This is a genomic window from Pseudomonas sp. H2_D02, from assembly GCF_054677635.1.
Map to the genome: position 1 here is coordinate 1,683,173 of NZ_CP162816.1, position 21,585 is coordinate 1,704,757.

General features: G+C 60.7%; 18 protein-coding genes. 2 read left to right on the forward strand and 16 right to left on the reverse strand.

Annotated elements, in window-relative coordinates; all coding sequences use genetic code 11:
• Positions 1–58: 58 nt before the first annotated feature.
• The 5 genes from yacG to pilB are packed head-to-tail and all read right to left on the reverse strand — an operon-like array spanning position 59 to position 4,676.
• Entirely contained in the window at positions 59–265 is a 207-nt protein-coding gene (yacG, locus tag AB4N42_RS07720; RefSeq protein ID WP_030140256.1) for a DNA gyrase inhibitor YacG, read from the reverse strand.
• Positions 262–885, reverse strand: a complete 624-nt coding sequence (gene coaE / locus AB4N42_RS07725; protein WP_217860360.1) for a dephospho-CoA kinase — start codon at positions 883–885, stop codon at positions 262–264. Before coaE ends, yacG begins: the two co-directional genes overlap by 4 nt.
• On the reverse strand, positions 885–1,754 hold the full coding sequence (locus AB4N42_RS07730; protein WP_030140254.1) for a prepilin peptidase: 870 nt from the start codon (positions 1,752–1,754) through the stop codon (positions 885–887). The genes coaE and AB4N42_RS07730 overlap by 1 nt, the downstream gene beginning before the upstream one ends.
• 1 nt (position 1,755) lies before the next feature.
• Positions 1,756–2,973, reverse strand: coding sequence for a type II secretion system F family protein (locus AB4N42_RS07735; RefSeq protein WP_460116047.1), 1,218 nt, complete (start codon positions 2,971–2,973; stop codon positions 1,756–1,758).
• Between the two features lie 2 nt (positions 2,974–2,975).
• Positions 2,976–4,676: a type IV-A pilus assembly ATPase PilB gene (gene pilB, locus AB4N42_RS07740; protein WP_460116048.1), complete on the reverse strand. Its 1,701-nt coding sequence runs from the start codon at positions 4,674–4,676 to the stop codon at positions 2,976–2,978.
• 226 nt (positions 4,677–4,902) lie between these two features.
• Here pilB and AB4N42_RS07745 point away from each other — a divergent pair, with 226 nt between their 5' ends.
• Both AB4N42_RS07745 and AB4N42_RS07750 read left to right on the forward strand, forming a co-directional pair.
• On the forward strand, positions 4,903–5,325 hold the full coding sequence (locus AB4N42_RS07745) for a pilin (RefSeq protein WP_030140251.1): 423 nt from the start codon (positions 4,903–4,905) through the stop codon (positions 5,323–5,325).
• A gap of 344 nt (positions 5,326–5,669) precedes the next feature.
• Entirely contained in the window at positions 5,670–6,023 is a 354-nt protein-coding gene (locus AB4N42_RS07750) for a BON domain-containing protein (RefSeq protein WP_030140250.1), read from the forward strand.
• A 315-nt stretch (positions 6,024–6,338) separates the two neighbouring features.
• Here the strand turns inward: AB4N42_RS07750 and AB4N42_RS07755 are convergent, their stop codons facing one another.
• The 11 genes from AB4N42_RS07755 to AB4N42_RS07805 form a co-directional block, all read right to left on the reverse strand.
• A complete protein-coding gene (locus AB4N42_RS07755; protein WP_030140249.1) occupies positions 6,339–6,638 on the reverse strand; it encodes a DUF2845 domain-containing protein in 300 nt (99 codons plus the stop codon).
• A gap of 1 nt (position 6,639) precedes the next feature.
• On the reverse strand, positions 6,640–9,573 hold the full coding sequence (locus AB4N42_RS07760; protein ID WP_217860357.1) for a DUF748 domain-containing protein: 2,934 nt from the start codon (positions 9,571–9,573) through the stop codon (positions 6,640–6,642).
• A 118-nt stretch (positions 9,574–9,691) separates the two neighbouring features.
• Positions 9,692–10,708: a class I SAM-dependent rRNA methyltransferase gene (locus AB4N42_RS07765; RefSeq protein WP_030140247.1), complete on the reverse strand. Its 1,017-nt coding sequence runs from the start codon at positions 10,706–10,708 to the stop codon at positions 9,692–9,694.
• A 158-nt stretch (positions 10,709–10,866) separates the two neighbouring features.
• Positions 10,867–12,804: an acetate--CoA ligase gene (acs, locus tag AB4N42_RS07770; protein ID WP_030140246.1), complete on the reverse strand. Its 1,938-nt coding sequence runs from the start codon at positions 12,802–12,804 to the stop codon at positions 10,867–10,869.
• A 192-nt stretch (positions 12,805–12,996) separates the two neighbouring features.
• The gene (pgi, locus tag AB4N42_RS07775) at positions 12,997–14,661 is read right to left on the reverse strand and encodes a glucose-6-phosphate isomerase (RefSeq protein ID WP_030140245.1); all 1,665 of its coding nucleotides are present in this window, start codon (positions 14,659–14,661) and stop codon (positions 12,997–12,999) included.
• Between the two features lie 339 nt (positions 14,662–15,000).
• Entirely contained in the window at positions 15,001–15,381 is a 381-nt protein-coding gene (gene panD, locus AB4N42_RS07780) for an aspartate 1-decarboxylase (RefSeq protein ID WP_003228271.1), read from the reverse strand.
• A gap of 182 nt (positions 15,382–15,563) precedes the next feature.
• On the reverse strand, positions 15,564–16,424 hold the full coding sequence (panC, locus tag AB4N42_RS07785; protein WP_030140243.1) for a pantoate--beta-alanine ligase: 861 nt from the start codon (positions 16,422–16,424) through the stop codon (positions 15,564–15,566).
• The gene (gene panB, locus AB4N42_RS07790; RefSeq protein WP_030140242.1) at positions 16,421–17,221 is read right to left on the reverse strand and encodes a 3-methyl-2-oxobutanoate hydroxymethyltransferase; all 801 of its coding nucleotides are present in this window, start codon (positions 17,219–17,221) and stop codon (positions 16,421–16,423) included. Before panB ends, panC begins: the two co-directional genes overlap by 4 nt.
• Positions 17,222–17,549: 328 nt before the next feature.
• Positions 17,550–18,035: a 2-amino-4-hydroxy-6-hydroxymethyldihydropteridine diphosphokinase gene (folK, locus tag AB4N42_RS07795; RefSeq protein ID WP_030140241.1), complete on the reverse strand. Its 486-nt coding sequence runs from the start codon at positions 18,033–18,035 to the stop codon at positions 17,550–17,552.
• A 3-nt stretch (positions 18,036–18,038) separates the two neighbouring features.
• Positions 18,039–19,436, reverse strand: coding sequence for a polynucleotide adenylyltransferase PcnB (locus AB4N42_RS07800; RefSeq protein WP_030140240.1), 1,398 nt, complete (start codon positions 19,434–19,436; stop codon positions 18,039–18,041).
• Between the two features lie 714 nt (positions 19,437–20,150).
• On the reverse strand, positions 20,151–21,584 hold the full coding sequence (locus tag AB4N42_RS07805; protein WP_030140239.1) for a sigma-54-dependent transcriptional regulator: 1,434 nt from the start codon (positions 21,582–21,584) through the stop codon (positions 20,151–20,153).
• Position 21,585: the final 1 nt, after the last annotated feature.

A 21,585-nucleotide genomic window follows, 5' to 3' on the forward strand; every position in this document is an offset into this window, starting at 1 on the left:
CCCGATGACTCTGTGGCGAGGGGATTTATCCCCTCGCCACAATGATTCAGGCCAGGCCTTAGTGATGCGAGCGGGGATTAAAGTCTTCGCTGAACAACTCATCCTCGGCGTCCGGTGCCACCGGAATCTTGTGTTCTTCCGACGCCCAGGCGCCGAGGTCGATCAGCTTGCAGCGATCCGAGCAGAACGGCCGGAATTTGCTTTCAGGGGTCCATTCGACCGGGGCGCCACAGGTTGGGCAATCAACGATTGGGGGTTGGCTCATGATTGGCCTCCACGCAAGGTAAGGTAAAAGTGATGCAGGCGCTCGACCTCGCTGTGCAGCCAGGCGAGGTCGCGGTCGTTGACCACCACGTCGTCGGCATGGCTCAGGCGATCCTGGCGACTTGATTGAGCCTTGAGGATCGCCTGGACCTGCTGCTCGCTGGTCTGGTCGCGCTGCAAGGTGCGTTCGACCTGCAATTGTTCAGGTGCGTCGATCACCAGGATCCGCTGGGTCATGGCGTACTGCCCCGACTCGATCAATAGCGGTGACACCAGGATCGCATAGGACGATCTTGCCTGGGCCAGATGATGGGCGATCTCTTCGGCAATCAGCGGGTGCAGCAGGGCTTCCAGCCAGCGGCGCTCCTCGGCATTCTCGAAGATGAGCGTGCGCAGCGCGGCTCGATCCAGCGCGCCGTCCGCTTGCAGCACACCCGGGCCAAAGTGCTCGGCGATTTTACCCAGCGCTGGGCGTCCGGGTTCGACGACCCAGCGCGCTGCATGGTCAGCGTCGATGACGTGCACGCCCAGGTCGATGAAGTGCTGGGCCGCCGCGCTCTTGCCGCTGCCGATGCCTCCGGTCAGGCCGAGAATCCAGGGTTTTTCCGCGGAGCTGTTCATTAGAAACCGACTGAGTGCCAATAGAAGTCGGTTATTTGACCACCCCAGAGCAAGGCAATCCAGCCGGCAATCGCCAGATAGGGTCCGAAGGGGATCTGTGTCGATGTCGGTGCGTTGCGCATGCGCAGCATGACGACGCCGACGACGGCGCCCACCAGCGAAGACAGCAGCAGCGTCACTGGCAGGATTTGCCAGCCGCCCCAGGCGCCCAGCATCGCCAGCAGCTTGAAGTCGCCATAGCCCATGCCTTCCTTGCCGGTCAGCAACTTGAACACCCAGAACACCACCCACAGCACCAGATAACCGCCGACAGCGCCCCATAATGCCTGGTTGAGGGACACGAACAGCCCGAAGCTGTTGACGATCAAGCCCAGCCACAACAAGGGCAGTACGAGAGAGTCGGGCAGCAATTGATGCTCGGCGTCGATCAGGCTCATGGACAACAAGCCCCAGCTCAGCACCATCGCCATTGCCGCATGCCAGCCGAAGCCGAAATGCCAGGCGACGAACGCAGACAGGGCGCCGCAAGCCAGCTCGGTCAATGGGTAGCGCTTGCCGATGGGGGCGGCGCAACTGGAGCAGCGCCCGCGCAACGCCAGGTAGCTGAGCAGTGGAATATTTTCCCAGGCGCGGATGCGGTGGCCGCAGTGCGGGCACTGGGAATGGGGCAGCATCAGGTTGTAGACCGGGCCGGGAGCTTCGGCCGGCAGGCCGAGCAAGTCCTGGGCTTGTAGCCGCCATTCACGGTCAAGCATCTTCGGCAGGCGCCAAACCAGCACGTTGAGAAAACTGCCAATGATCAGCCCGAGCAGCAGTGCCGTCAGCACGAAAGCCAAGGGGTAAAGCAGGAAGAATTCGCTCAAGGGCATGTCAGATCGCAGAGCCGAGTTGGAAGATGGGCATGTACATGGCAACCACCAGGCCACCGACGACCACCCCCAGGATCACCATGATGAAGGGTTCCATCAGGCTGGTGAGGTTGTCCACCAGATTATCCACTTCGGCTTCGTAAAAACTCGCCACCTTGTCGAGCATGTCATCCAGCGCGCCGGATTCCTCGCCAATGGCCGTCATCTGGATCGCCAGGTTGGGGAAGATGCCGGAGGCACGCATGGAAAAATTCAGCTGCATGCCGGTCGAGACGTCTTGTCGAATGCGAAGCACCGCACGCTTGAATACCACGTTGCCGGTGGCGCCCGACACCGAGTCGAGGGCTTCGACCAGCGGCACGCCGGCGGCGAATGTCGTGGACAGCGTACGGGCATAGCGAGCCACGGCGGACTTGTACATCAGGGTGCCCACCAGGGGCAGCTTGAGCAGCCACTTGTCCCGCCAGTCACGGAATGCCTGGGAGCGCTTCAGCGCATATTTCACGCCGAAAAATCCACCCACCAACCCACCCAGCAGTATCCACCACCATTCCTGCAAGAATTCCGACAGGCCGATGACCATCAGCGTGAAGGCCGGCAATTTTGCGCCAAAGCCTGCGAATACCGACTCGAACTGCGGCACGACCTTGATCAGCAGGATGCTCGTGACCACGGCCGCGACAGCTACCACGGCCGCGGGATACGTCATGGCTTTCTTGATCTTGGCCTTGAGGGCCTCGCTTTTTTCCTTGTAGGTCGCGACCCGGTCCAGCAGCGTATCGAGGGCACCGGCCTGCTCGCCGACGTCCACCAGGTTGCAATACAACTCATCGAAATACTGCGGGCATTTGCGCAACGCCGCAGCAAAGCTGTTGCCGACGGCGACCTCCTGTTTCACCTCGTCCACCAGCTTGCGCATGTTGGCGTTGTCGAAGCCTTCGCCAATGATGTCGAACGCTTGCAGCAACGGCACGCCAGCCTTGAGCATCGTCGCCATCTGGCGTGTGAAGAGGGCGATGTCCAACGGCTTGATGCGCTTGCCCTTGCTGAATATCGAAGTGGATTTCTTGCGCACCTTGCCTGGATTGATACCCTGTTTGCGCAGTTGCGCCTTGATCAGCGCCGGGCTCTGGCCGGTCAGTTCGCCGGACATTTTCGTGCCTTTGCGGTCCTTGCCTTCCCACACGTAGACGTCGGTTTTTACTGCCTTGACCGCCATGTTCAATCCTTGGTGACCCGGTTGATTTCTTCGAGGCTGGTGACGCCTTGCATCACTTTGGCCAGCCCCGACGTACGCAGGTCGTTGAAGCCGTCCTTGCGCATTTGCAGGTCGATTTCCAGGGAGTTGCCCTCGGCCATGATCAACCGTTGCAGCTCCGGCGTGTTCTTGACCACTTCGTATACCCCCACGCGACCTTTGTAGCCGTTGTTGCACTGTTCGCAACCGACCGGCTCATAGATCGTGAATGAGCCGATGCGTTCCCGGGGGAAACCTTCCTTGAGCAGGGTTTCCTCGGGAATCTCGATGGCTTTCTTGCAATGCGTGCACAATTTTCGCGCCAAGCGCTGGGCGATGATCAGGTGCACCGCCGTGGCGATGTTGAACCCTGGGATGCCCATGTTATGCAGGCGGACCAGGGTTTCGGCGGCGCTGTTGGTGTGCAGGGTGGACAGCACCAGGTGCCCGGTCTGGGCGGCCTTGATGGCGATTTCGGCGGTTTCCAGGTCGCGGATCTCGCCGACCATGATCACATCCGGGTCCTGGCGCAGGAACGAGCGCAGGGCATGGGCGAAATCCAGGCCTTGGCGTGGGTTCACGTTGACCTGGTTGATGCCTTCCATGTTGATTTCCACCGGGTCTTCGGCGGTGGAAATATTGATGTCCACGGTGTTGAGGATGTTCAAGCCGGTGTAGAGCGACACGGTCTTGCCCGAACCGGTCGGCCCGGTCACCAGGATCAGTCCCTGCGGCTGCTTGAGGGCGGCCATGTACAAGTCTTTCTGTTCCGGCTCGTAGCCCAGGGCATCGATGCCCATTTGCGCACTGGAGGGGTCGAGGATCCGGATCACCACTTTTTCGCCCCAGAGCGTGGGCAGGGTGTTGACCCGGAAGTCGATGGACTTGGTTTTTGACAGGCGCATCTTCAGGCGACCGTCCTGGGGTTTGCGCCGCTCGGAGATGTCCAGGCTGGCCATGACCTTGAGTCGCGCGGCAATACGGTTGGCCAGTTGGATGGGGGGCTTGGCGACTTCTCGCAGCATGCCGTCGGTGCGCACCCGGACCCGGTAGGTTTTTTCATAGGGTTCGAAGTGCAGGTCGGAAGAGCCACCCTTGATGGCATCCAGCAGCATCTTGTTGACGAAGCGCACCACCGGCGCATCGTCGCCGTCCTGTCCGACGATGCTGTCCTGCTTGCGATCATCGGTCGACTCGATGTCCAGGCCGTCGAGGTCGACGTCGGCCATGCCCTCCAGGCCGGTGCTGCTGGACTCGAAGAATTTCTCGATGGCATCGCTGAGCTTGTCGTCTTCCACCAGGATGGCTTCGGTGGTCAGGCCGGTGCTGAACTGGATGTCGTTGATGGCTTGATGGTTAGTGGGGTCGGAAATGCCCACGTACAGCTTGTTGCCGCGCCGCCACAGCGGCAGGGCGTGATGCTGGCGCACCAGTTTTTCGCTGACCAGGCCTGCGGGCTGGTTGTCCTTGTCGAGGCTGTTGAGGTCCAGCAGGGCTATACCGAAATGCTCCGAGGCGATTTCCGTCACCTGCCGGCTCTGGATCAGTTTGTTCTGCACCAGGTAACTGACCAGGGGCACTCGATTGCGCTGGGCCTGTTGAAAAGCCTGCTGCGCGCTTTGTTCGGTGATCAGTTCGGCCAGCACCAATTGCTTGGCCAGGCCGCTGAGGGCGATGTCATTCATGGGGATACCGGACGCGGGCTGTTCATGATTTATAGCCTAGTCAAGCATAGGCGGCTGACCAGCGAGCAGAGGTGACAAAAAGCGTCAGATAGTGCGGTTGTTGGGGTAGGACGGCGGGCCTTTGCGGCGGGGAAGGCCTTGGCTGGATGGGCTTTCCAGGGTTGGCACGTGCCCTGCAACGGCCGCTTCAGGTCATGAGATTTCGACTCATGCATGGGAGATGTCTATGAACAAGCAAAAGGGTTTTACGCTGATCGAGCTGCTGATCGTGGTGGCGATCATTGGGATCCTGGCGACGTTTGCGTTGCCGCAGTATTCGAAGTATCAGGCGCGGGCGAAGGTGACGGTCGGGTTGGCGGAGGCTTCTTCGTTGAAGGTGCCGGTTGAAGACCTTCTGAATAAAGGTACGACGCCAACCGCTGCCAACACGGGCGTACCGGCATCAAGCAATAATTGCACAATGGCTGTCTCAGGTGATGCTGCTGCCGGGACCGCCACCGTCACTTGCACCATCAAGGAAGCGCCTTCTTCCATTGTTGGTAAAACGATCACTCTCAGTCGTGCCGGAACGGGCGCCTGGACCTGTGCTTCTAATGTTGCTGAAGAGTTCTTGCCAGCGGGCGGCTGCACCGTAGCGGCTGCACCGTAAATACCTCATCCACCTGAGGCTCAAGTCCGTCACCATGGCGCAAGATTGCTTGCGCCGTCTGGCTTACATTAAGGGCTGCTACGCAGCCCAGCGGGAGCAAGCTCCCTCGCCACGGAAAATCTTGTTAATTCATAACGTTAGCGAACGGCTTAAACCCGCAAGTTGCATGTACCAAAATCCCCGGTCATGCAATTTGCATGATTGTGAAAACAACCGCTTCGCTTAACTATTTGATTTATCAGGAAATTTCTTTTGTTTCAAAACTGGCACAGCCTTCGCACTACTCCTGACAACCTGCCGCGATGCACTTTCGGCAGTTTCTGAGAAAAACAGGAGTTACTCGTATGAAGAAGTTCGCTATCACTGCCGCTGCTGCCACTGCACTGACCCTGACCATGGCTAGCGCTTTCGCCGAGACCACTCAAGCAACTCAGGCCCCGATGATGCTGGCTGCGGGCGAAGTGACAGAGGCTAAGGAAGACGTTTCCGATACCTGGATCACCACCAAGGTCAAAGCCGACCTGGTCACCGAGAAAGGCATTCCAGGCTCCGACATCAAGGTTGAAACCAACAAGGGTGTTGTGTCGCTGTCTTCGACCACTGTCTTGAGCGATGCGCAGAAAGACACCGCCGTCGCGATCACCAAGAAAATCAAAGGCGTCAAAGCCGTATCGGCTGATGGCCTGAAATCCGAATAAGGAAAGACTTCTCGCCTGGACGGGAGAAGGCGCGGCAAACGGGCTGGGTTATACGTCTGCCGTCGCTTTGGAGTTCATGCGAAAGGCCACACGGACGTGGCCATTACAGGCCCCCGGCATTCGTGCCGGGGGCCTGTTCTATTCTGGGAGAGAGCATGTGAGCCAGTCAGGGAAACCGGGTAGTCCCTTTCGCGAGCAGGCTCGCTCCCACATTTGATCGCTTTCTTCCAGAAACAACCCGGCCCCTGTGGGAGCGAGCCTGCTCGCGAAGGCGTCGGCACTGTCGCTGCAGATATCCTGGAATAGCCCAGCCCATCACCGCCCACGCTTGCTGGTGATCTGCACCAGCCGGTTCCCCTCGAAGCGCAAATACTGGTACATCCCGCTGTTGGGCCCGTAGGTCCATTCCTCCACCGGATATTCTTCCCGGCGGTTGACGCTGCGTTTGTAGCCCAGGTCATCACGCGCCGCAGGCTGACCACATTTTTGCAGCACCTCGCTCGAACGATCCCCGACGCTGATCAACTGGCTGCCGCAACGCAATGTATCGGCGGCCGAGGCCTGGCCGGCTGCGAGTAGCAGCAGGCTCAGGCTGAGTCCGTACAGAGACTTCATTTCATTCCGCATCCAAATGCATTGGGGTGATGACGGTACCGTCTTTTTCGGCCTGGCCCAGGCTCGCGTCGATGAAGTACACCCGGTCATCGGCTAGCTTGCCTTTGTCCACCAGGAAATCCTTGATGCTGCTGGCGCGCTCCTGGCCCAGTTCACGCAACAGCAGGTCGCTGCCGCTCCAGAACGTGATGACCCCTTCCCGGAGTTTCTCGATGCGGGCCTTCTTGTCCAACTGCGTCCATTCAGCCGGTGGCTGGGTTTTCAGGCGAGTGCGGTAGATTCCTTCCAGCAGGGGAGGTTTTTCATCTTCCGGTACTTGCAGCAACGAAGCCTTGGCCGGGACTTTGTCTCCCCGGCGCTGCAGCATCTTGTAATAGGTGTATTGGTATTCGCGTTCCAGGCGCTGGCCGGCGAGCAGCGGACCGTCGCTGCTTTCGGCGGCGGTGCCTTCGATTTCCAGGCGCAGTTCGGGACGCTTGCCCAAGGCTTCGGACAGCTTGAGCAGCACGCTTTCGTTTTCCTTGCTCAATTCGCTGGACCCCGGTGCGAATGCCACGCTCCCCAGGTCTTCCGAGCCACCGCCGGCCACCAGCCCGCCGATGAGCTTGAATGGCGCCTGGGCTGCGCGGACCACCAGGTTGCGCAGGGTCTGCCAGACAATCGGCATCACGCTGAACTGCGGGTCGTTGAGGTTGCCGGAGACCGGCAGTTCGATGGTAATCCTGCCCTCGGAGTCCTTGAGCAAGGCGACGGCCAGCTTGAGCGGCAGGCTGACGGCGTCTGGACTGTCGACCTTTTCACCCAGTTGCAACTGCTCGACCACGACTTTGTTGTCGGCCTGGAGCTGGCCCTTGGTGATCCGGTAATGCAGGTCGAGATTGAGCCGGCCCTTGCGGATGCGGTAGCCGGCGAACTTGCCGGAGTAGGGCGTCAGGGTGGTCAGCTCGACCCGTTTGAAACTGGTGGCGATGTCGAGGCTCGCCATCGGGTCGAAGGGATTGACCGCGCCCTTGATAGTGACGGGTGCATAGCGATCGACCTTGCCCTTCACATCCACGCTGGCCGGCTTGGCCTGGCGGCTGTCGATGGTGCCGATTTCACCGTTGAGTTGCTGGATGGCCGTGGCGAAGTTTGGCGTCAGGCTGAAGTCGGCGAAGTTGGCCGAGCCATCGTTGATGGCGATGCCACCAATATGAATACCCAGCGGCTTGTCCTTCGAGGCCGGTTTGGCCGCCGTATTCTTCGCGGGTCCATCGGCCGGTTGTGGAATCAACAGATCGTCGACGCTGGTGGTGCGATCTTCGTTGATCATGAAGCGCGCATAGGGCTGGAACAGGTTGACCTTGTCGATCGACAGGCTGTCGCCATGCTGGTAATTGAGGCCCTGGACTTCCAGGCGCTGCCATTTGAGAAAATCACGGGTCTTGAGGGTGTCGAGGGTGTGCAACTGATCGACCTGGGCACGGCCGGTGACCGCGAATGCCAGGGGGGCGGTGTTCTTGAGGTCCACCACCAGATCACTGCCGAGCATCCCGGAGCGCAGCTCCAGGCGAATGAACGGATTGATGTAGGCTTGGGCGACTCGCAGGTCAATGTCTTGCGTCTTGACGTTGAGCTTCGCAGTGACGGGGTTCAGGTTGACCACGCCATCGGCGAGGATCTTGCCCTGCTTGCCCAGCCCGGTATCCAGCTTGAGATTGAAAGGCGAGCCATTGAGGGTGTCGTAGTTCTGCAGGTCCAGGTTAAGTGGGCCGACCTCCAACGCGACGGCCGGCTGTGCCTGGCGGTCGGCCAGGTGCACTTGGTAATTACGCAGTTGCACATCTTTCAACAGCACCTGCCACGGCTTGCTCGGTGCTGTCGGCTCAGGCTTGGGCGAGTCGGCGGCTGCCGGTGCGGACGCCGGTTCGACCTTGGCCTTTGGCTTGGCTGGCTGGCTGGCGAAGAGCTTCTGCCAGTCCAATTGTCCGTCCGCTTCCCGCGCGGCCCAGGTTTCGAGTTTCTGGCTACGAACCTTGCCGACGATGACCTGCTGCTTCGCCAGGTCCAGGGAGGTTTCGCTGACGTCGAGACGCTCAAGCCTGGCCAGGGGACGGCCATCCGGTGCCTTGATGGCGAAAGGGGCGACACTGATAGCCGTGTTGTTGAGCAGCAGTTCCGTGCCCTTGGCGAGGTTGAGTTTGTAGTCGGTGCTGAGGTTCAGCACGCCGTTTTCCAACACCAGGGGCACCGCGTCACGCACATAGGGCCACCAGGCTTTCATCTGGCCATCGGTGACTTTCAGCGTCCCTTCGGAGGCAATCGGCGCCAGGCTGAAGTTGCCCTTCCAGTCGATCTGCCCGCCCGCGGGACCCGCGGCAACGAGGGTCATGTCTGCGCTGTCGTCGGGCAGGGTGCTGAGGTTCTTCAGTTCGAAATCGAGGGTGTCGTAGAGAAACTCGATGGGTTCGCTGGGCCGCAGGTCCTGGAAGTGAACGTAGCCGCTGGCGAGTTTGATCCGGTCCACTCGCAAGGGAAATGGCTTGGCCTCGGGATCGGCTGGCGTTGGCTCGCTGGGCGGCAGTTTGAACAGGCCCAGCAGGTTCAACTGACCGTCCTTGGCGAATATCACTTCGGTCTTTGGCTTGTCGAGCTCGATGTCGGCCAGGTGCAGGGCGCCGGACCAAATGCTGTCGAGCTGCAGGTTCGCGTAGAGGCGTTCAAAGCCAACCTGCTCCTTGCCCGGCTCGCCGACCATCAAGCCCCACACAGTCACTTCAAGGCTGAAAGGATTGAGTTCGATGCGCTGGATCTGGGCCGGCACCGTCGCGTGGGCGGCCAGTTGCTGGTTGGCGATACGCAGGGCAATGCCCGGCAATATCAGGAAGCCCAACAGGCTGTAGAGGGCCAATGCGGTCAACAGGGCGCCGAGAGCGCGAATCAATCCTTTGGGCATGTGTGGCTTCGTCTGGTGTGAATCGGAGTGCCTTGGAGTATGGCATGCGTTTACGGTTCCGAAGCCACTGTGTTTTATGAGATTTGTCCGTTTTTTTTGTGGGATTGCTGGGGCCTGCTCAGAACTGGAGAATCAATGTTTTGAGCGGTGGCTGCCGATCCTGTGACGGAAAATCGTCGCCGGGCGCCAGCACGCTCCATTCGCGTACCGGCCGACCGATCTTCTGCGCACACCGCAACACCTGTTCGCGCCAGTCGTCCATGGATACCTTCGCCAGGTTGTTGCAGCAGATCAGCACGCCATCGTCGGCGGTGGTGAGCAGCGCTGGCTTGAGCAAACTCTGGTAATCGCGCAACAGATCGACGGTGCCAAAGGCGCTTTTGGCCCAGGCGGGCGGATCAAGTAGCACCAGGTCATATTGGCGCGGTTCCAGGCGAACATAGCTGGGCAGTTTCTGCCCGCGCCGCTGGCTGATGGGCAGGCCGGCCAGTTGACGAATCGCCGGGAAATAATCCGACTGTATGAACTCCATCGTCGGCAGCTCCGGGTTGAGCAAGCCGTTCTCGCGTCCCACCGCCAGGTTGCCTTCGGCGAAATCCAGGTTGCAGACCTCCCGCGCTCCGCCAGCCGCTGCGCTGAGGCCTACGCCGCAGGTGTAGGCAAAGAGGTTCAGGACGCTTTTGCCCCGGCTGTGGTCCTTGACCCAGCCGCGTGCGTTGCGCAGGTCGAGGAACAGCAACGGATCCTGGCCGGCATGACGCCCGCGAACGCGGTAGTTCAAGCCCCATTCATGCCCGATGAGGTCTTGCAGGGCGGCCTCGTCAGCCTGGTAGACGCTGTCCTGGCGGTCGATGCGAGAGTTGCCCCGGGAGCGATCGTTGTAGACCAGCAGGCTGTCCAGGCCCAGGCGTTCGTTGACGATGCCGTGCAGTTGCAGCAGCTCATCTCGCTCCAGCGACTGATGAAAACTCTGCACCAGCAGTTGCGGGCCGTAGCGGTCGACGGTCAGGCCGGGCGCGCCTTCCTGGCTGCCGTGGAACAGGCGATAGCAGTCGGTGCCTTGCCGGTGCAGTTGGTCGAGCAGGGCCTGGCGCTGTTCGAGGGCGGCGCGCAGCGCCAGATTCAAGGAAGACATGCCGGGCGCGCCTTAGAGAAATGAGGCGCGGGAGTTTAACAGTTATGGCTGGCGTGGTCGTTGTGGGAGCGAGCTTGCTCGCGATAACAGTGGGTCAGAGACATCGGTATCAACTGATACACCGCCATCGCGAGCAAGCTCGCTCCCACAAGGAATCATCAGCGGTTCAGGCGCTTGTCGATCAGGCCCTCCACCACGCTCGGGTCGGCCAGGGTCGAGGTGTCGCCGAGGCTGTCGAGTTCGTTGCAGGCGATCTTGCGCAGGATCCGTCGCATGATCTTGCCCGAACGAGTCTTGGGCAGGGCCGGCGCCCACTGGATCAGCTCCGGTTTGGCAAAACTTCCGATTTCCTTGCTGACATGGGCCAGCAACTCCTTCTTCAGCTCATCGTTGGCCTCGACACCGTCCATCGGGGTGACGAAGGCATAGATGCCCTGGCCCTTGAGGTCGTGGGGATAACCGACGACCGCCGCTTCGGCAATGCTGTCGTGCAGCACCAGGGCGCTTTCCACCTCGGCGGTGCCGATACGGTGGCCCGAGACGTTGATGACGTCGTCGATGCGTCCGGTGATCCAAAAGTCGCCGTCTTCGTCGCGCCGGGCGCCATCACCTGTGAAGTAATAGCCAGGGTAGGGCTTGAAGTACGTATCGACCATGCGCTGGTGATCGCCATAGACGCTGCGAATCTGTGCCGGCCAGCTCGACTTGATCGCCAGCACGCCGCTGCCCGCGCCGATGATTTCCTTGCCAACCTCATCCAGCAGCACCGGTTGCACGCCGAACATCGGTCGCGTGGCGCAGCCTGGCTTGAGCCGTGGCGCGCTCACCAGGGGGCTGAGCATGATGCCGCCGGTCTCGGTCTGCCACCAGGTATCGACAATCGGGCAACGCTGTTCGCCTACAACGTTGAAATACCATTCCCACGCCTCGGGGTTGATCGGCTCACCGACACTGCCGAGCAATCGCAGGCTCTTGCGAGAAGTTTCCTGCAGGGGCGCTGCGCCTTCGCGCATCAGTGCACGCAGGGCGGTTGGCGCGGTATAGAAAATGTTGACTTGATGCTTGTCGATCACCTGCCAGAACCGCGAACTGCTCGGATAACTCGGCACGCCCTCGAATATCAGCGTGGTGGCACCGTTGGCCAGCGGACCGTAGACGATGTAGCTATGGCCAGTGACCCAGCCGACGTCGGCGGTGCACCAGAAGACTTCGTTATCACGGTAATCGAGTACGTACTTGAAGGTCATCGCCGCTTGCAGCAGATAACCGCCAGTGGTGTGCAGCACACCCTTGGGCTTGCCGGTGCTGCCGGAGGTATAGAGGATGAACAACGGGTCTTCGGCGTCCATTGGTTCAGGCGGGCAATCGTCGCTCACCTCATGTGTGGCCTGGTGATACCAGAGGTCCCGTCCTTCGACCCAGTTCACCTCGCCCTGGGTGCGCTCGACCACCAGCACGGTGCTGACGTTCGGGCAGCTTTCCAGCGCCTTGTCGACATTGCGCTTGAGCGGTATGAAACGCCCGCCGCGCACGCCTTCATCGGCGGTGATGACGGTGCGGCAATCGGCATCGAGAATCCGGTCGCGCAGTGAATCCGGCGAAAAGCCGCCGAACACCACCGAATGCACCGCACCGATACGTGTGCAGGCGAGCATCGCGTAGGCCGCTTCCGGAATCATTGGCATGTAGATGCAGACCCGGTCGCCTTTCTTCACGCCACGGCTTTTCAGCACGTTGGCCAGGCGACACACGTGATGATGAAGTTTTCTGTAGCTGATTTCTGCCGATTCGGCGGGGTTGTCGCCTTCCCAGATGATCGCGGTCTGGTCGCCGCGCGTCGCCAGGTGTCGGTCGATGCAATTGGCGCTGACGTTCAGCGTGCCGCCGGCGAACCAGCTCGCGTCGCCGTTCTTGAGGTTGTAGCGCTGGACGGTCTGCCACGGGGACATCCAGTCGAGAAAGCGCGTGGCCTGCTCGGCCCAGAAGGTGCTGGGGTGTTCGATGGATTCTTTGTAGAGCCGCTTGTACTCGTCCTGACTCAGTTGCGCAGCCCGGCGGACGGCATCGGCGTGGGGGTACTGGCTGATATCGAACATGACGGTTCCTTATTCTTGTTTTGCGACAAGGTATAAAGATGCGCTCGGTGGCCCGTGGGTTCAAGTCATGCACAAAGCAACTGTGGGAGCGGGCTTGCTCGCGAAGACGGTGTGTCAGTCAACATCTTAGTTGACTGATCCACCGCTTTCGCGAGCAAGCCCGCTCCCACAGGGATAAAACAGACTCAGGGATCAGCCGCGATGACGCCCGCGGAAGTAGTTGATCAGGCCTTGAGTCGAGGCATCTTCGGCTGGGTTCTCTTCGCTTCCCACCAGGCGGTTGTAGACGCCCTTGCCCAGTTCCTTGCCCAGTTCCACGCCCCACTGGTCGAAGGCGTTGATGCCCCAGACCACGCTTTGCACGAACACTTTGTGTTCATACAGGGCAACCAGCGCACCGAGGCGGCGCGGGCTGATGCGTTCGACCACCAGGGTGTTGCTCGGACGGTTGCCCGGAATCACCTTGTGTGCCGCCAGCTTCTGCACTTCGTCCTCGCTCATGCCCTTGTCACGCAACTCGGCCTCGGCCTCGGCGCGGGTCTTGCCGAGCATCAGCGCCTGGCTTTGGGACAGGCAGTTGGCGTACAGCCACTGGTGATGGTCGGAAACCGGGTTGAAGCTGACGATCGGCACGATGAAGTCGGCCGGGATGAACTGGGTGCCTTGGTGCAGCAACTGATGGTAAGCGTGCTGGCCGTTGGCGCCGACGCCGCCCCAGATCACCGGACCGGTGTCGGTAGAGACTGGCGTACCGTCCTGGCGCACGCTCTTGCCGTTGGATTCCATGTCCAGCTGTTGCAAGTGCTTGGTGATGTTGCGCAGGTAATGGTCGTACGGCAGGATCGCGTGGCTCTGCGCACCCCAGAAGTTGCCGTACCACACGCCCAGCAATGCCAGGAGCACCGGCATGTTCTGTTCGAACGGGGCGCTCTGGAAATGCTGGTCCATGGAATAGGCGCCGGACAGCAGTTCCTTGAAGTTCGACATGCCGATGGCCAGGGCAATCGGCAGGCCGATGGCCGACCACAGCGAGTAGCGACCGCCGACCCAGTCCCACATCGGGAAGATGTTCTCTTCGCGGATGCCGAAGGCCACGGCGGCCGCGTTGTTGCTCGATACGGCGATGAAGTGGCGATACAACTCCGCTTCCGAACCGCCCTGGGCCAGGTACCAGGCACGGGCGGCCTGGGCGTTCTTCAGGGTTTCGAGGGTGTTGAAGGATTTCGACGAGACGATGAACAGCGTGGTCTCGGCGCGCAGCTTCATGGTCAGTTCGTGGAACTCGCTGCCATCGATGTTCGCCAGGTAGTGGCAGCGAACGCCTTTGTGCGTGTAGGACAACAGTGCTTCGGACACCAGTTGCGGACCGAGGAACGAACCACCAATACCGATGTTCACCACGTCGGTGATCGGCTTCTCGGTGTAACCGCGCCACAGGCCGTCGTGAATGCGGCCGACCAGGTCGGTGATCTGGTTCAGCACCTTGTGCACGTCCGGCATCACGTTGACGCCGTTGACCAGCAACTTGTCGCCGACTGGACGGCGCAGGGCGGTGTGCAGGGCCGGGCGGTTTTCCGATGCGTTGACGATTTCGCCTTCGAACAGCGCCTTGATCGCGCCCTTGAGGTCGACTTCGTTCGCCAGGCCCACCAGCAGGTCGCGGGTCTGGGCGTTGATCAGGTTCTTCGAATAATCGAGAAACAGGCCGCAGCTCGAAAGGGTGAATTGGTTGAAACGCTGCGGATCGGCATTGAACGCTTCGCGCATGCTGAAATCCTGCATGGCTTTGCGGTGGTCATTCAGCGCTTGCCAGGCGGGCAGAGCGGTCACGTCTTGAGGAGTTCGGTAATACGCCATCGCTGCGGGTTTCCTTTTTACTTGAACGACCTTTTGTACACTAAAAATTCCGGCGCGGCTGGAGGCGGGCGTCCGGATAACTGCGTCGACACGATCGCCGGGCACAGGGCGACTACAGTAAACCTCGCGTTGCGATCTGTCTTGACTTTGTCTGACCGTTTCCCGGTACTTTTTTATACAACGTGAGCGGGAAGGTCCGACAGGCGGGAGTTGCAGATTCCAAGGTGGGAGCGAGCCTGCTCGCGAAAGCGGCCTGGCAGATACATTGGACGGTGACTGACACACCGCTTTCGCGAGCAGGCTCGCTCCCACTGGGGGAGGTGAAACAGGTGAATTGAATCAGGCGACCTGAACCGGAATGGCGTTGCTGGTGTGGCTCAGTTCGTTGCCCGGCGCCATGTAGAGCATGCGTGGCTTGAAGTTGAGCAACTCGGCCTCGCTGTAGTGGGCATAGGCGCAGATGATCACGCGGTCACCGACCTTGGCCTTGTGCGCTGCGGCACCGTTCACCGAGATCATTCGCGAACCTTCCTCGCCACGGATGGCGTAGGTGGTGAAGCGTTCGCCATTGTCGACGTTATAGATCTGGATCTGTTCATACTCGCGGATGCCCGACAGGTCCAGCCACTCTCCATCAATGGCGCAGGAGCCTTCGTAGTCGAGCACGGCGTGAGTGACTTCGGCGCGGTGCAACTTGGCCTTGAGCATGATGGCGTGCATGGGTGTTTCCTCTGGTCGGGTCCGAACGGCGGGCAGTTTGCCCGAAGGCAGCCGAGGCGGCAATAACACCGCATAACTCCTGTGGGAGCGAGCTTGCTCGCGATGGCGGCGGGTCAGATGACATGGATGTCGCCTGGCGGATCGCTATCGCGAGCAAGCTCGCTCCCACAAGGTTTGGGATATTAGGCGTGCGCGTCGAGATCCAGGTGCAGGTTGTCGATCAGGCGCGTGGTACCGAGGAATGCCGCCACCAGGATCACCAGGTCGCGATCCTCGTTCACGGCCGGACGCAAGGTCTTGGCGTGGCGGATTTCCAGGTAGTCGGGGCGCAGGCCGGCGGCTTCCAATTGCTGGAGCTGCTCAGCGATGAGCGCCGGGTAATCCCGCTGCCCTTGCTTGATGGCCTCGGCGATCTGGCTCAGGACGCGATAGACCACGGGCGCGACGGCGCGTTGATCAGGGCTGAGAAAGCCGTTGCGTGAAGACAGCGCCAGGCCGTCCTCGGCGCGAACGGTCGGCTCGCCGATGATCTGGATCGGCATGTTCAGGTCATGGACCAAGGCGCGGATCACCGCCAGTTGCTGGAAATCCTTCTGGCCGAACACCGCCAGGTCCGGCTGGACCATGTTGAACAGCTTGCTGACCACCGTCGCCACGCCTTCGAAATGCCCCGGACGGCTGGCGCCGCAGAGCCCTTCGGATAACTGCGGGACACTGACCCGGGTCTGCCCGGCCATGCCGTCGGGGTACATCTCCTCGACGCTGGGGGCGAACAACAAGTGGCAACCGGCCTGGAGCAATTTCTCCTGGTCCGCCGCCAGGGTGCGCGGGTACTTGTCCAAATCTTCGCCAGCGCCGAACTGCAATGGGTTGACGAAGATGCTCGCCACGACGAAATCGGCTCGTTGCGAGGCTTTGGTCACCAGGGCCATGTGGCCGCTGTGCAAGTTGCCCATGGTCGGGACGAAGGCGATGCGCTTGCCCTCGCCACGGGCGCGAGCCACGGCGGCCCGGAGTTCGCGTACGGTCTTGACGGTGTTCATGCGGAGAATCCGTGTTCGGCGCCCGGGAAGGACGCCGCCTTCACTTCGGCGACGTAGGCTTGCAGGGCTGCCTGGATAGAGGGTTGCCCAGCCATGAAGTTTTTCACGAACTTCGGCACGCGACCGGTGATCGACAGCCCGAGCATGTCGTGGAGCACCAGCACCTGACCGTCGGTGGCGTTGCCAGCGCCGATGCCGATCACTGGAATCTTCACCGCCTGGGTGATTTCCTGGGCCAGTTCGCTGGGCACGCATTCGAGCAGCAACATGGCGGCTCCGGCCTGCTCCAGCGCGATCGCATCGGCGCGCATCTGCCGCGCCTGGTTTTCATTGCGGCCCTGGACCTTGTAGCCACCGAGGATATTCACGGCTTGAGGGGTGAGGCCCAAGTGCGCGCACACCGGAATGCCACGTTCGGCCAGCAGCCGTATCGAATCGGCCAGCCACAACGCACCTTCGACCTTGACCATGTGGGCGCCGGCCTGCATCAGCAGGGCGCTGTTGGCCATGGTTTGTTCAAGGGTGGCGTAGGCCATGAACGGCAGGTCGGCGAGGATCAGCGCGTCGGTGTTACCACGCTTGACCGCCGCTACGTGGTAGGCCATCTCGGCAGTGGTCACCGGCAAGGTGCTGTCGTGACCTTGCAACACCATGCCGAGGGAGTCGCCCACCAGCAGCACCTCGACTCCAGCCTCATTGCAGGCATGGGCGAAGGTGGCGTCATAGCAGGTCAGCATGGTGATTTTTTCACCTTTTTGCTTGAGACCTTGCAGCGTGGTCAGGGTAATAGCTGGCATGAAAAAGTCCTCATGAGGCGCTCGAATACAGGCGCACCTTCTTTGCGTGGTGCTTGTAAGGCCTGGATTGCGCCCATTAGCGCCGCGTTGGCGGCGACGGGACGCCTATAGTCGTGAGGAGTATCGGGGAAGTCAATTGGATGTGTTACCGCCGGGTGTTACCGCGGTTACTGATGCGTTTCAGCGAGGGGGTGTGTTTAAGATCTGACTGCCCGGTCCTGGATTCTGTGGGAGCGAGCTTGCTCGCGATGGCGTCCTGTCAGTCACAGCATGGTTGACTGATACACAGCTATCGCGAGCAAGCTCGCACAGGGATGGAGGGTGTTCGTCAGAGAGGTGGCAAGCGTTCCAAACCGGCGAAGGGGCACGCCGCAAGGAGATCCTTGAGCAGGCGTCCATCGGCCAGGCGCAGGTCGGCGGGGGCCAGTTCGGCCAGGGGGTAGAGCACAAAAGCCCTGGCTTGCATATGGTAGTGGGGGACCTTGAGGCGGGGCTCGTCGATCAGACGGTCACCGAACAGCAGGATGTCCAGGTCCAGGGTGCGCGGGCCCCAGCGCTCAAGGCGCTCGCGACCCTGGCCGGTTTCGATGGCTTGCAGCGCGTCGAGCAGCTCAAGCGGTGCCAGGTCGCTGTCCAGGGCCGCCACCGCATTGGTGTAGCGCGGCTGGCCGGGCAGCAGGGAATCGCTTTGATAAAACGCCGAGACGCCTGCCAGTCGGGTCTCGGGCAGGCGCGCCAGCGCCTCGATGGCGCAGCGCAGTTGCTCGGCGGGTTCGGCCAGGTTGCTGCCCATGCCGATATAGATGCGTTCCATCGATTACTCGTCTGATGCGCTCGGTACGCCGGCACGCTTACGCTTGGCACCGCTGCTGCGCCGACGCTTGCGCGGGCCGCTGGTGCCGTCGTCCTTGCCGCTGAGCTCGCGGATCATCTCGCGGCGCTCGCTGTCGTTGGCGTCCTGGTAATCGGTCCACCATTCGCCCAGACCATCGGTCTGCTCGCCTGCGCTTTCACGCAACAGCAGGAAGTCGTAGCCGGCGCGAAAACGCGGGTTTTCCAGCAGCAGGTCGGCACGTTTGCCGCTGCGCCGTGGCAGGCGCTCCTGCATGTCCCAGATCTCGCGGATCGGCATCGTGAAGCGTTTTGGAATGGCAATACGCTGGCACTGTTCGGCGATCAGCTCGTGGGCGGCTTCCTGCATCGCCGGAATCGGCGGCATGCCACGGTCTTGCAAGCGCAGCACGCGAGCGGGCAGGGCTGGCCAGAGCAAGGCGGCGAACAGGAACGCTGGCGTTACCGGCTTGTTCTGCTTGATCCGCAGGTCGGTGTTGATGAGCGCTTCGCTGATCAGGGTGTGGGTGTAGGTCGGGTTGTGCTCCAGGGCTTCGGCGCTGGCGGGGAACAGCGGATCGAAGAGCTGCAGGTCCACGAGCATTTCGAAAGTATCTGCCGCGTTACCTGACAGGAACAGCTTGAGCACTTCCTCGAACAGGCGGGCCGAGGGGATTTCCCGCAGCATTGGCGCGAGCTCGCGAATCGGCAGGGCGCTGTGTTTTTCGATGCCGAAATCCAGCTTGGCGGCGAAACGCACGGCCCGCAGCATCCGCACCGGGTCTTCCTGGTAACGCTGCTTGGGATCGCCGATCAGGCGGATCAAGCGATTGCGAATGTCGTGCACGCCGTTGGCGTAATCGAGGATGCGCTCGCTCACCGGGTCGTAATACAGGGCGTTGATGGTGAAGTCGCGGCGCTGCGCGTCTTCTTCCAGTGTGCCGTAGACGTTATCGCGCAGAATGCGTCCGCTCTCGTTGCGAGACGATTGGTTGCTGTCTTCGTCTTCGTCGTTTTGCGGATGGTTGGCGCGGAAGGTCGCCACCTCGATGATCTCGCGACCGAAGTGGATATGCACCAGCTTGAAACGTCGCCCGATGATCCGCGCATTGCGGAACTCGGCGCGTATCTGCTCGGGCGTGGCGCTGGTGGCGACGTCGAAATCCTTGGGGGTGATATTCAGCAGCATGTCGCGCACGCAGCCGCCGACCAGATAAGCCTGGTAGCCGGCGTTCTGCAGGCGTTCGACGATGTTCACCGCGTAACGGCTGAATTGGGCCTTTTGCAACGAATGCTGGCCGCTATTGAGCACTTCAGGCGTGCTGCGTATGTGTTGCGTACGACGCAAGGGAGAACGGAATGACTGGAACAGCTTCTTCAGCATGGGATGCACTGTTTGAAGGAATATTCAGCCAAAAACGAAGAATGGCCGCATGATGGGCGGGGATTCTAGCATTTAGTCAACGGATGGTGTAGGACGCAGGCGTTTTGAGCTGCAAGCTTAAGCGACAGGCTTTGTAGGCAGCGGGAAAGCGGAACGACAGAAACCACAAGGGGAGCCGAAGCTCCCCCAGAATTAGTTGCGTGCTCTGTTTTTATTATTGGTTTCGGGCTTCTTGTTTTTGTTGAGTGCCCGCGCCACGAGGTTTTCCCTTCGTGACCCTCCCAATCGGGAGCCAAGAGCAAACGGATTGCTTTGGTCGCTGTGTTGCAGTGATCCATCGATCCAACCAGTTCAGGCACCTGTCTTGAGACAGTTTTTATTGTTCTCGGCCTGGTTGTGGGGCAAGCCCCAAATACAACGCCTCTCCAAAAGAATCAGTTAGCTGCGCCTCTCGCCGTCTTGTTTTTATTGTGCGTGAGTCGATTCGTCTTATTTTTATTGTCTTGTGCATTGCTTGTTATTGTTCTTGTACCAAAGCTATAGCAGGGTGCGTGCCAACTTTTGCCAGGCCCAGCAAAACCGGGGTTCTATCGATATGCCGGTTTTTTCGAGGCGAAAAAAAGCCGGGGTTTCGTTACCGTAAACCCCGGCTTCTGTTACGTGAAAAAGCTGAGGTAACAGTTTTTTCACAATGTGCGATGTTACCTGTACACCTCAGCTTTCGCTGGTTGCCCCGGTCTTGCGCCGTGGAATCCCCAGGCGCTGGCGACGTTCCCACAGGCATTTGCGGCTGACGCCCAGCTTGCGTGCCAGCTCGGTCTCGGTCATGTGGTCCTGATGTTCAAGGACGAAATGCTGGAAATAGTCTTCCAGGGACAGGTCCTCGGTGGGTTCATGGCTGGTGTTGTTGGCAGCGCCTCCCTGTTGTGGGGCCAGGCCGATGAATTCTTCGTCGTCGAGGTCACTCAGTTCGATGTCGATGCCCAGCAGGTCGGCGGAGATTTCCGGGCTTTCGCTCAGGATCACCGCTCGCTCCACAGCGTTTTCCAGCTCCCGGACGTTACCGGGCCAAGCGTAATGACGAATGGCCTGCTCGGCATCCGGGGCGAATTTCAAGTCGGTACGGTTGATCCGCGCGCTCTGGCGGGCGAGGAACGCATTGGCGATTTCGTTGACGTCGGCACCGCGCTCGCGCAGGGGTGGCAGTTTCAGGGCAATCACGTGCAGGCGGTAATAAAGGTCTTCACGGAACTGGCCGATCTTCGCCAGGCTCTTCAGGTCCCGGTGGGTCGCGGCGATCAGGCGTACGTCGACCTTCTGTGACTGGACCGAGCCAACTCGACGGATCTCGCCTTCCTGGAGCACCCGCAGCAATCGCGCCTGGGCTTCCAGTGGCAGTTCGCCGATCTCATCGAGGAACAGCGTGCCGCCGTCTGCCGCTTCCACCAGGCCGGCACGCCCGGCGCTGGCGCCTGTGAACGCACCCTTTTCGTGGCCGAACAGCTCGGATTCGATCAGGCTTTCCGGAATGGCCGCGCAGTTCACCGAGATCATCGGCGCCTTGGCCCGGCGGGACAGGTTGTGCAGTGCCCGGGCCACCAACTCCTTGCCGGTGCCGGACTCGCCCTGGATCAGGACATTGGAGTCAGTCGGCGCCACTTTGCGGATCTTGACGTACAGATCCTGCATGGGCGGGCACGAGCCGATGATGCCGATTTCGCCATTGCTGTTGCTGGCTCCTGCTTTTCCAGCGGCTACCTTGCCATTCGTCGGTTCCGACGGTTGGCTGGTCGCTGTCTGGCGGTCACGCAGGATGCGGGCTACAGCCTGGAGCATCTCATCGTGGTCGAACGGTTTGGCGATGTAGTCCACCGCGCCCATTTTCATGGAGTCGACCGCCGAGCGCAGGCTCGCGTAACTGGTCATGATCAGCACCGGCGTGCCCTGTCCGAGCTTGATCAACTCGGTCCCGGGGGCGCCGGGCAGACGCAGGTCGCTGACGATCAGGTCAAATGTGGGAATGCTGAAGCGCTCTTGTGCTTCCTGCACGGAACCGGCTTCGCTGACCTGGTACTGGTTGCGTTCCAGCAGACGGCGCAAGGCGGAGCGGATAATTGTTTCGTCTTCGACGATCAAAATGTGCGGCATT

What these genes read in the sequence shown, in the direction of transcription:
- yacG (WP_030140256.1), bottom strand. Translation starts at nt 265, where the DNA reads ATGAGCCAACCCCCAATCGTTGATTGCCCAACCTGTGGCGCCCCGGTC.
- coaE (WP_217860360.1), bottom strand. Translation starts at nt 885, where the DNA reads ATGAACAGCTCCGCGGAAAAACCCTGGATTCTCGGCCTGACCGGAGGC.
- AB4N42_RS07730 (WP_030140254.1), bottom strand. Translation starts at nt 1,754, where the DNA reads ATGCCCTTGAGCGAATTCTTCCTGCTTTACCCCTTGGCTTTCGTGCTG.
- AB4N42_RS07735 (WP_460116047.1), bottom strand. Translation starts at nt 2,973, where the DNA reads ATGGCGGTCAAGGCAGTAAAAACCGACGTCTACGTGTGGGAAGGCAAG.
- pilB (WP_460116048.1), bottom strand. Translation starts at nt 4,676, where the DNA reads ATGAATGACATCGCCCTCAGCGGCCTGGCCAAGCAATTGGTGCTGGCC.
- AB4N42_RS07745 (WP_030140251.1), top strand. Translation starts at nt 4,903, where the DNA reads ATGAACAAGCAAAAGGGTTTTACGCTGATCGAGCTGCTGATCGTGGTG.
- AB4N42_RS07750 (WP_030140250.1), top strand. Translation starts at nt 5,670, where the DNA reads ATGAAGAAGTTCGCTATCACTGCCGCTGCTGCCACTGCACTGACCCTG.
- AB4N42_RS07755 (WP_030140249.1), bottom strand. Translation starts at nt 6,638, where the DNA reads ATGAAGTCTCTGTACGGACTCAGCCTGAGCCTGCTGCTACTCGCAGCC.
- AB4N42_RS07760 (WP_217860357.1), bottom strand. Translation starts at nt 9,573, where the DNA reads ATGCCCAAAGGATTGATTCGCGCTCTCGGCGCCCTGTTGACCGCATTG.
- AB4N42_RS07765 (WP_030140247.1), bottom strand. Translation starts at nt 10,708, where the DNA reads ATGTCTTCCTTGAATCTGGCGCTGCGCGCCGCCCTCGAACAGCGCCAG.
- acs (WP_030140246.1), bottom strand. Translation starts at nt 12,804, where the DNA reads ATGTTCGATATCAGCCAGTACCCCCACGCCGATGCCGTCCGCCGGGCT.
- pgi (WP_030140245.1), bottom strand. Translation starts at nt 14,661, where the DNA reads ATGGCGTATTACCGAACTCCTCAAGACGTGACCGCTCTGCCCGCCTGG.
- panD (WP_003228271.1), bottom strand. Translation starts at nt 15,381, where the DNA reads ATGCACGCCATCATGCTCAAGGCCAAGTTGCACCGCGCCGAAGTCACT.
- panC (WP_030140243.1), bottom strand. Translation starts at nt 16,424, where the DNA reads ATGAACACCGTCAAGACCGTACGCGAACTCCGGGCCGCCGTGGCTCGC.
- panB (WP_030140242.1), bottom strand. Translation starts at nt 17,221, where the DNA reads ATGCCAGCTATTACCCTGACCACGCTGCAAGGTCTCAAGCAAAAAGGT.
- folK (WP_030140241.1), bottom strand. Translation starts at nt 18,035, where the DNA reads ATGGAACGCATCTATATCGGCATGGGCAGCAACCTGGCCGAACCCGCC.
- AB4N42_RS07800 (WP_030140240.1), bottom strand. Translation starts at nt 19,436, where the DNA reads ATGCTGAAGAAGCTGTTCCAGTCATTCCGTTCTCCCTTGCGTCGTACG.
- AB4N42_RS07805 (WP_030140239.1), bottom strand. Translation starts at nt 21,584, where the DNA reads ATGCCGCACATTTTGATCGTCGAAGACGAAACAATTATCCGCTCCGCC.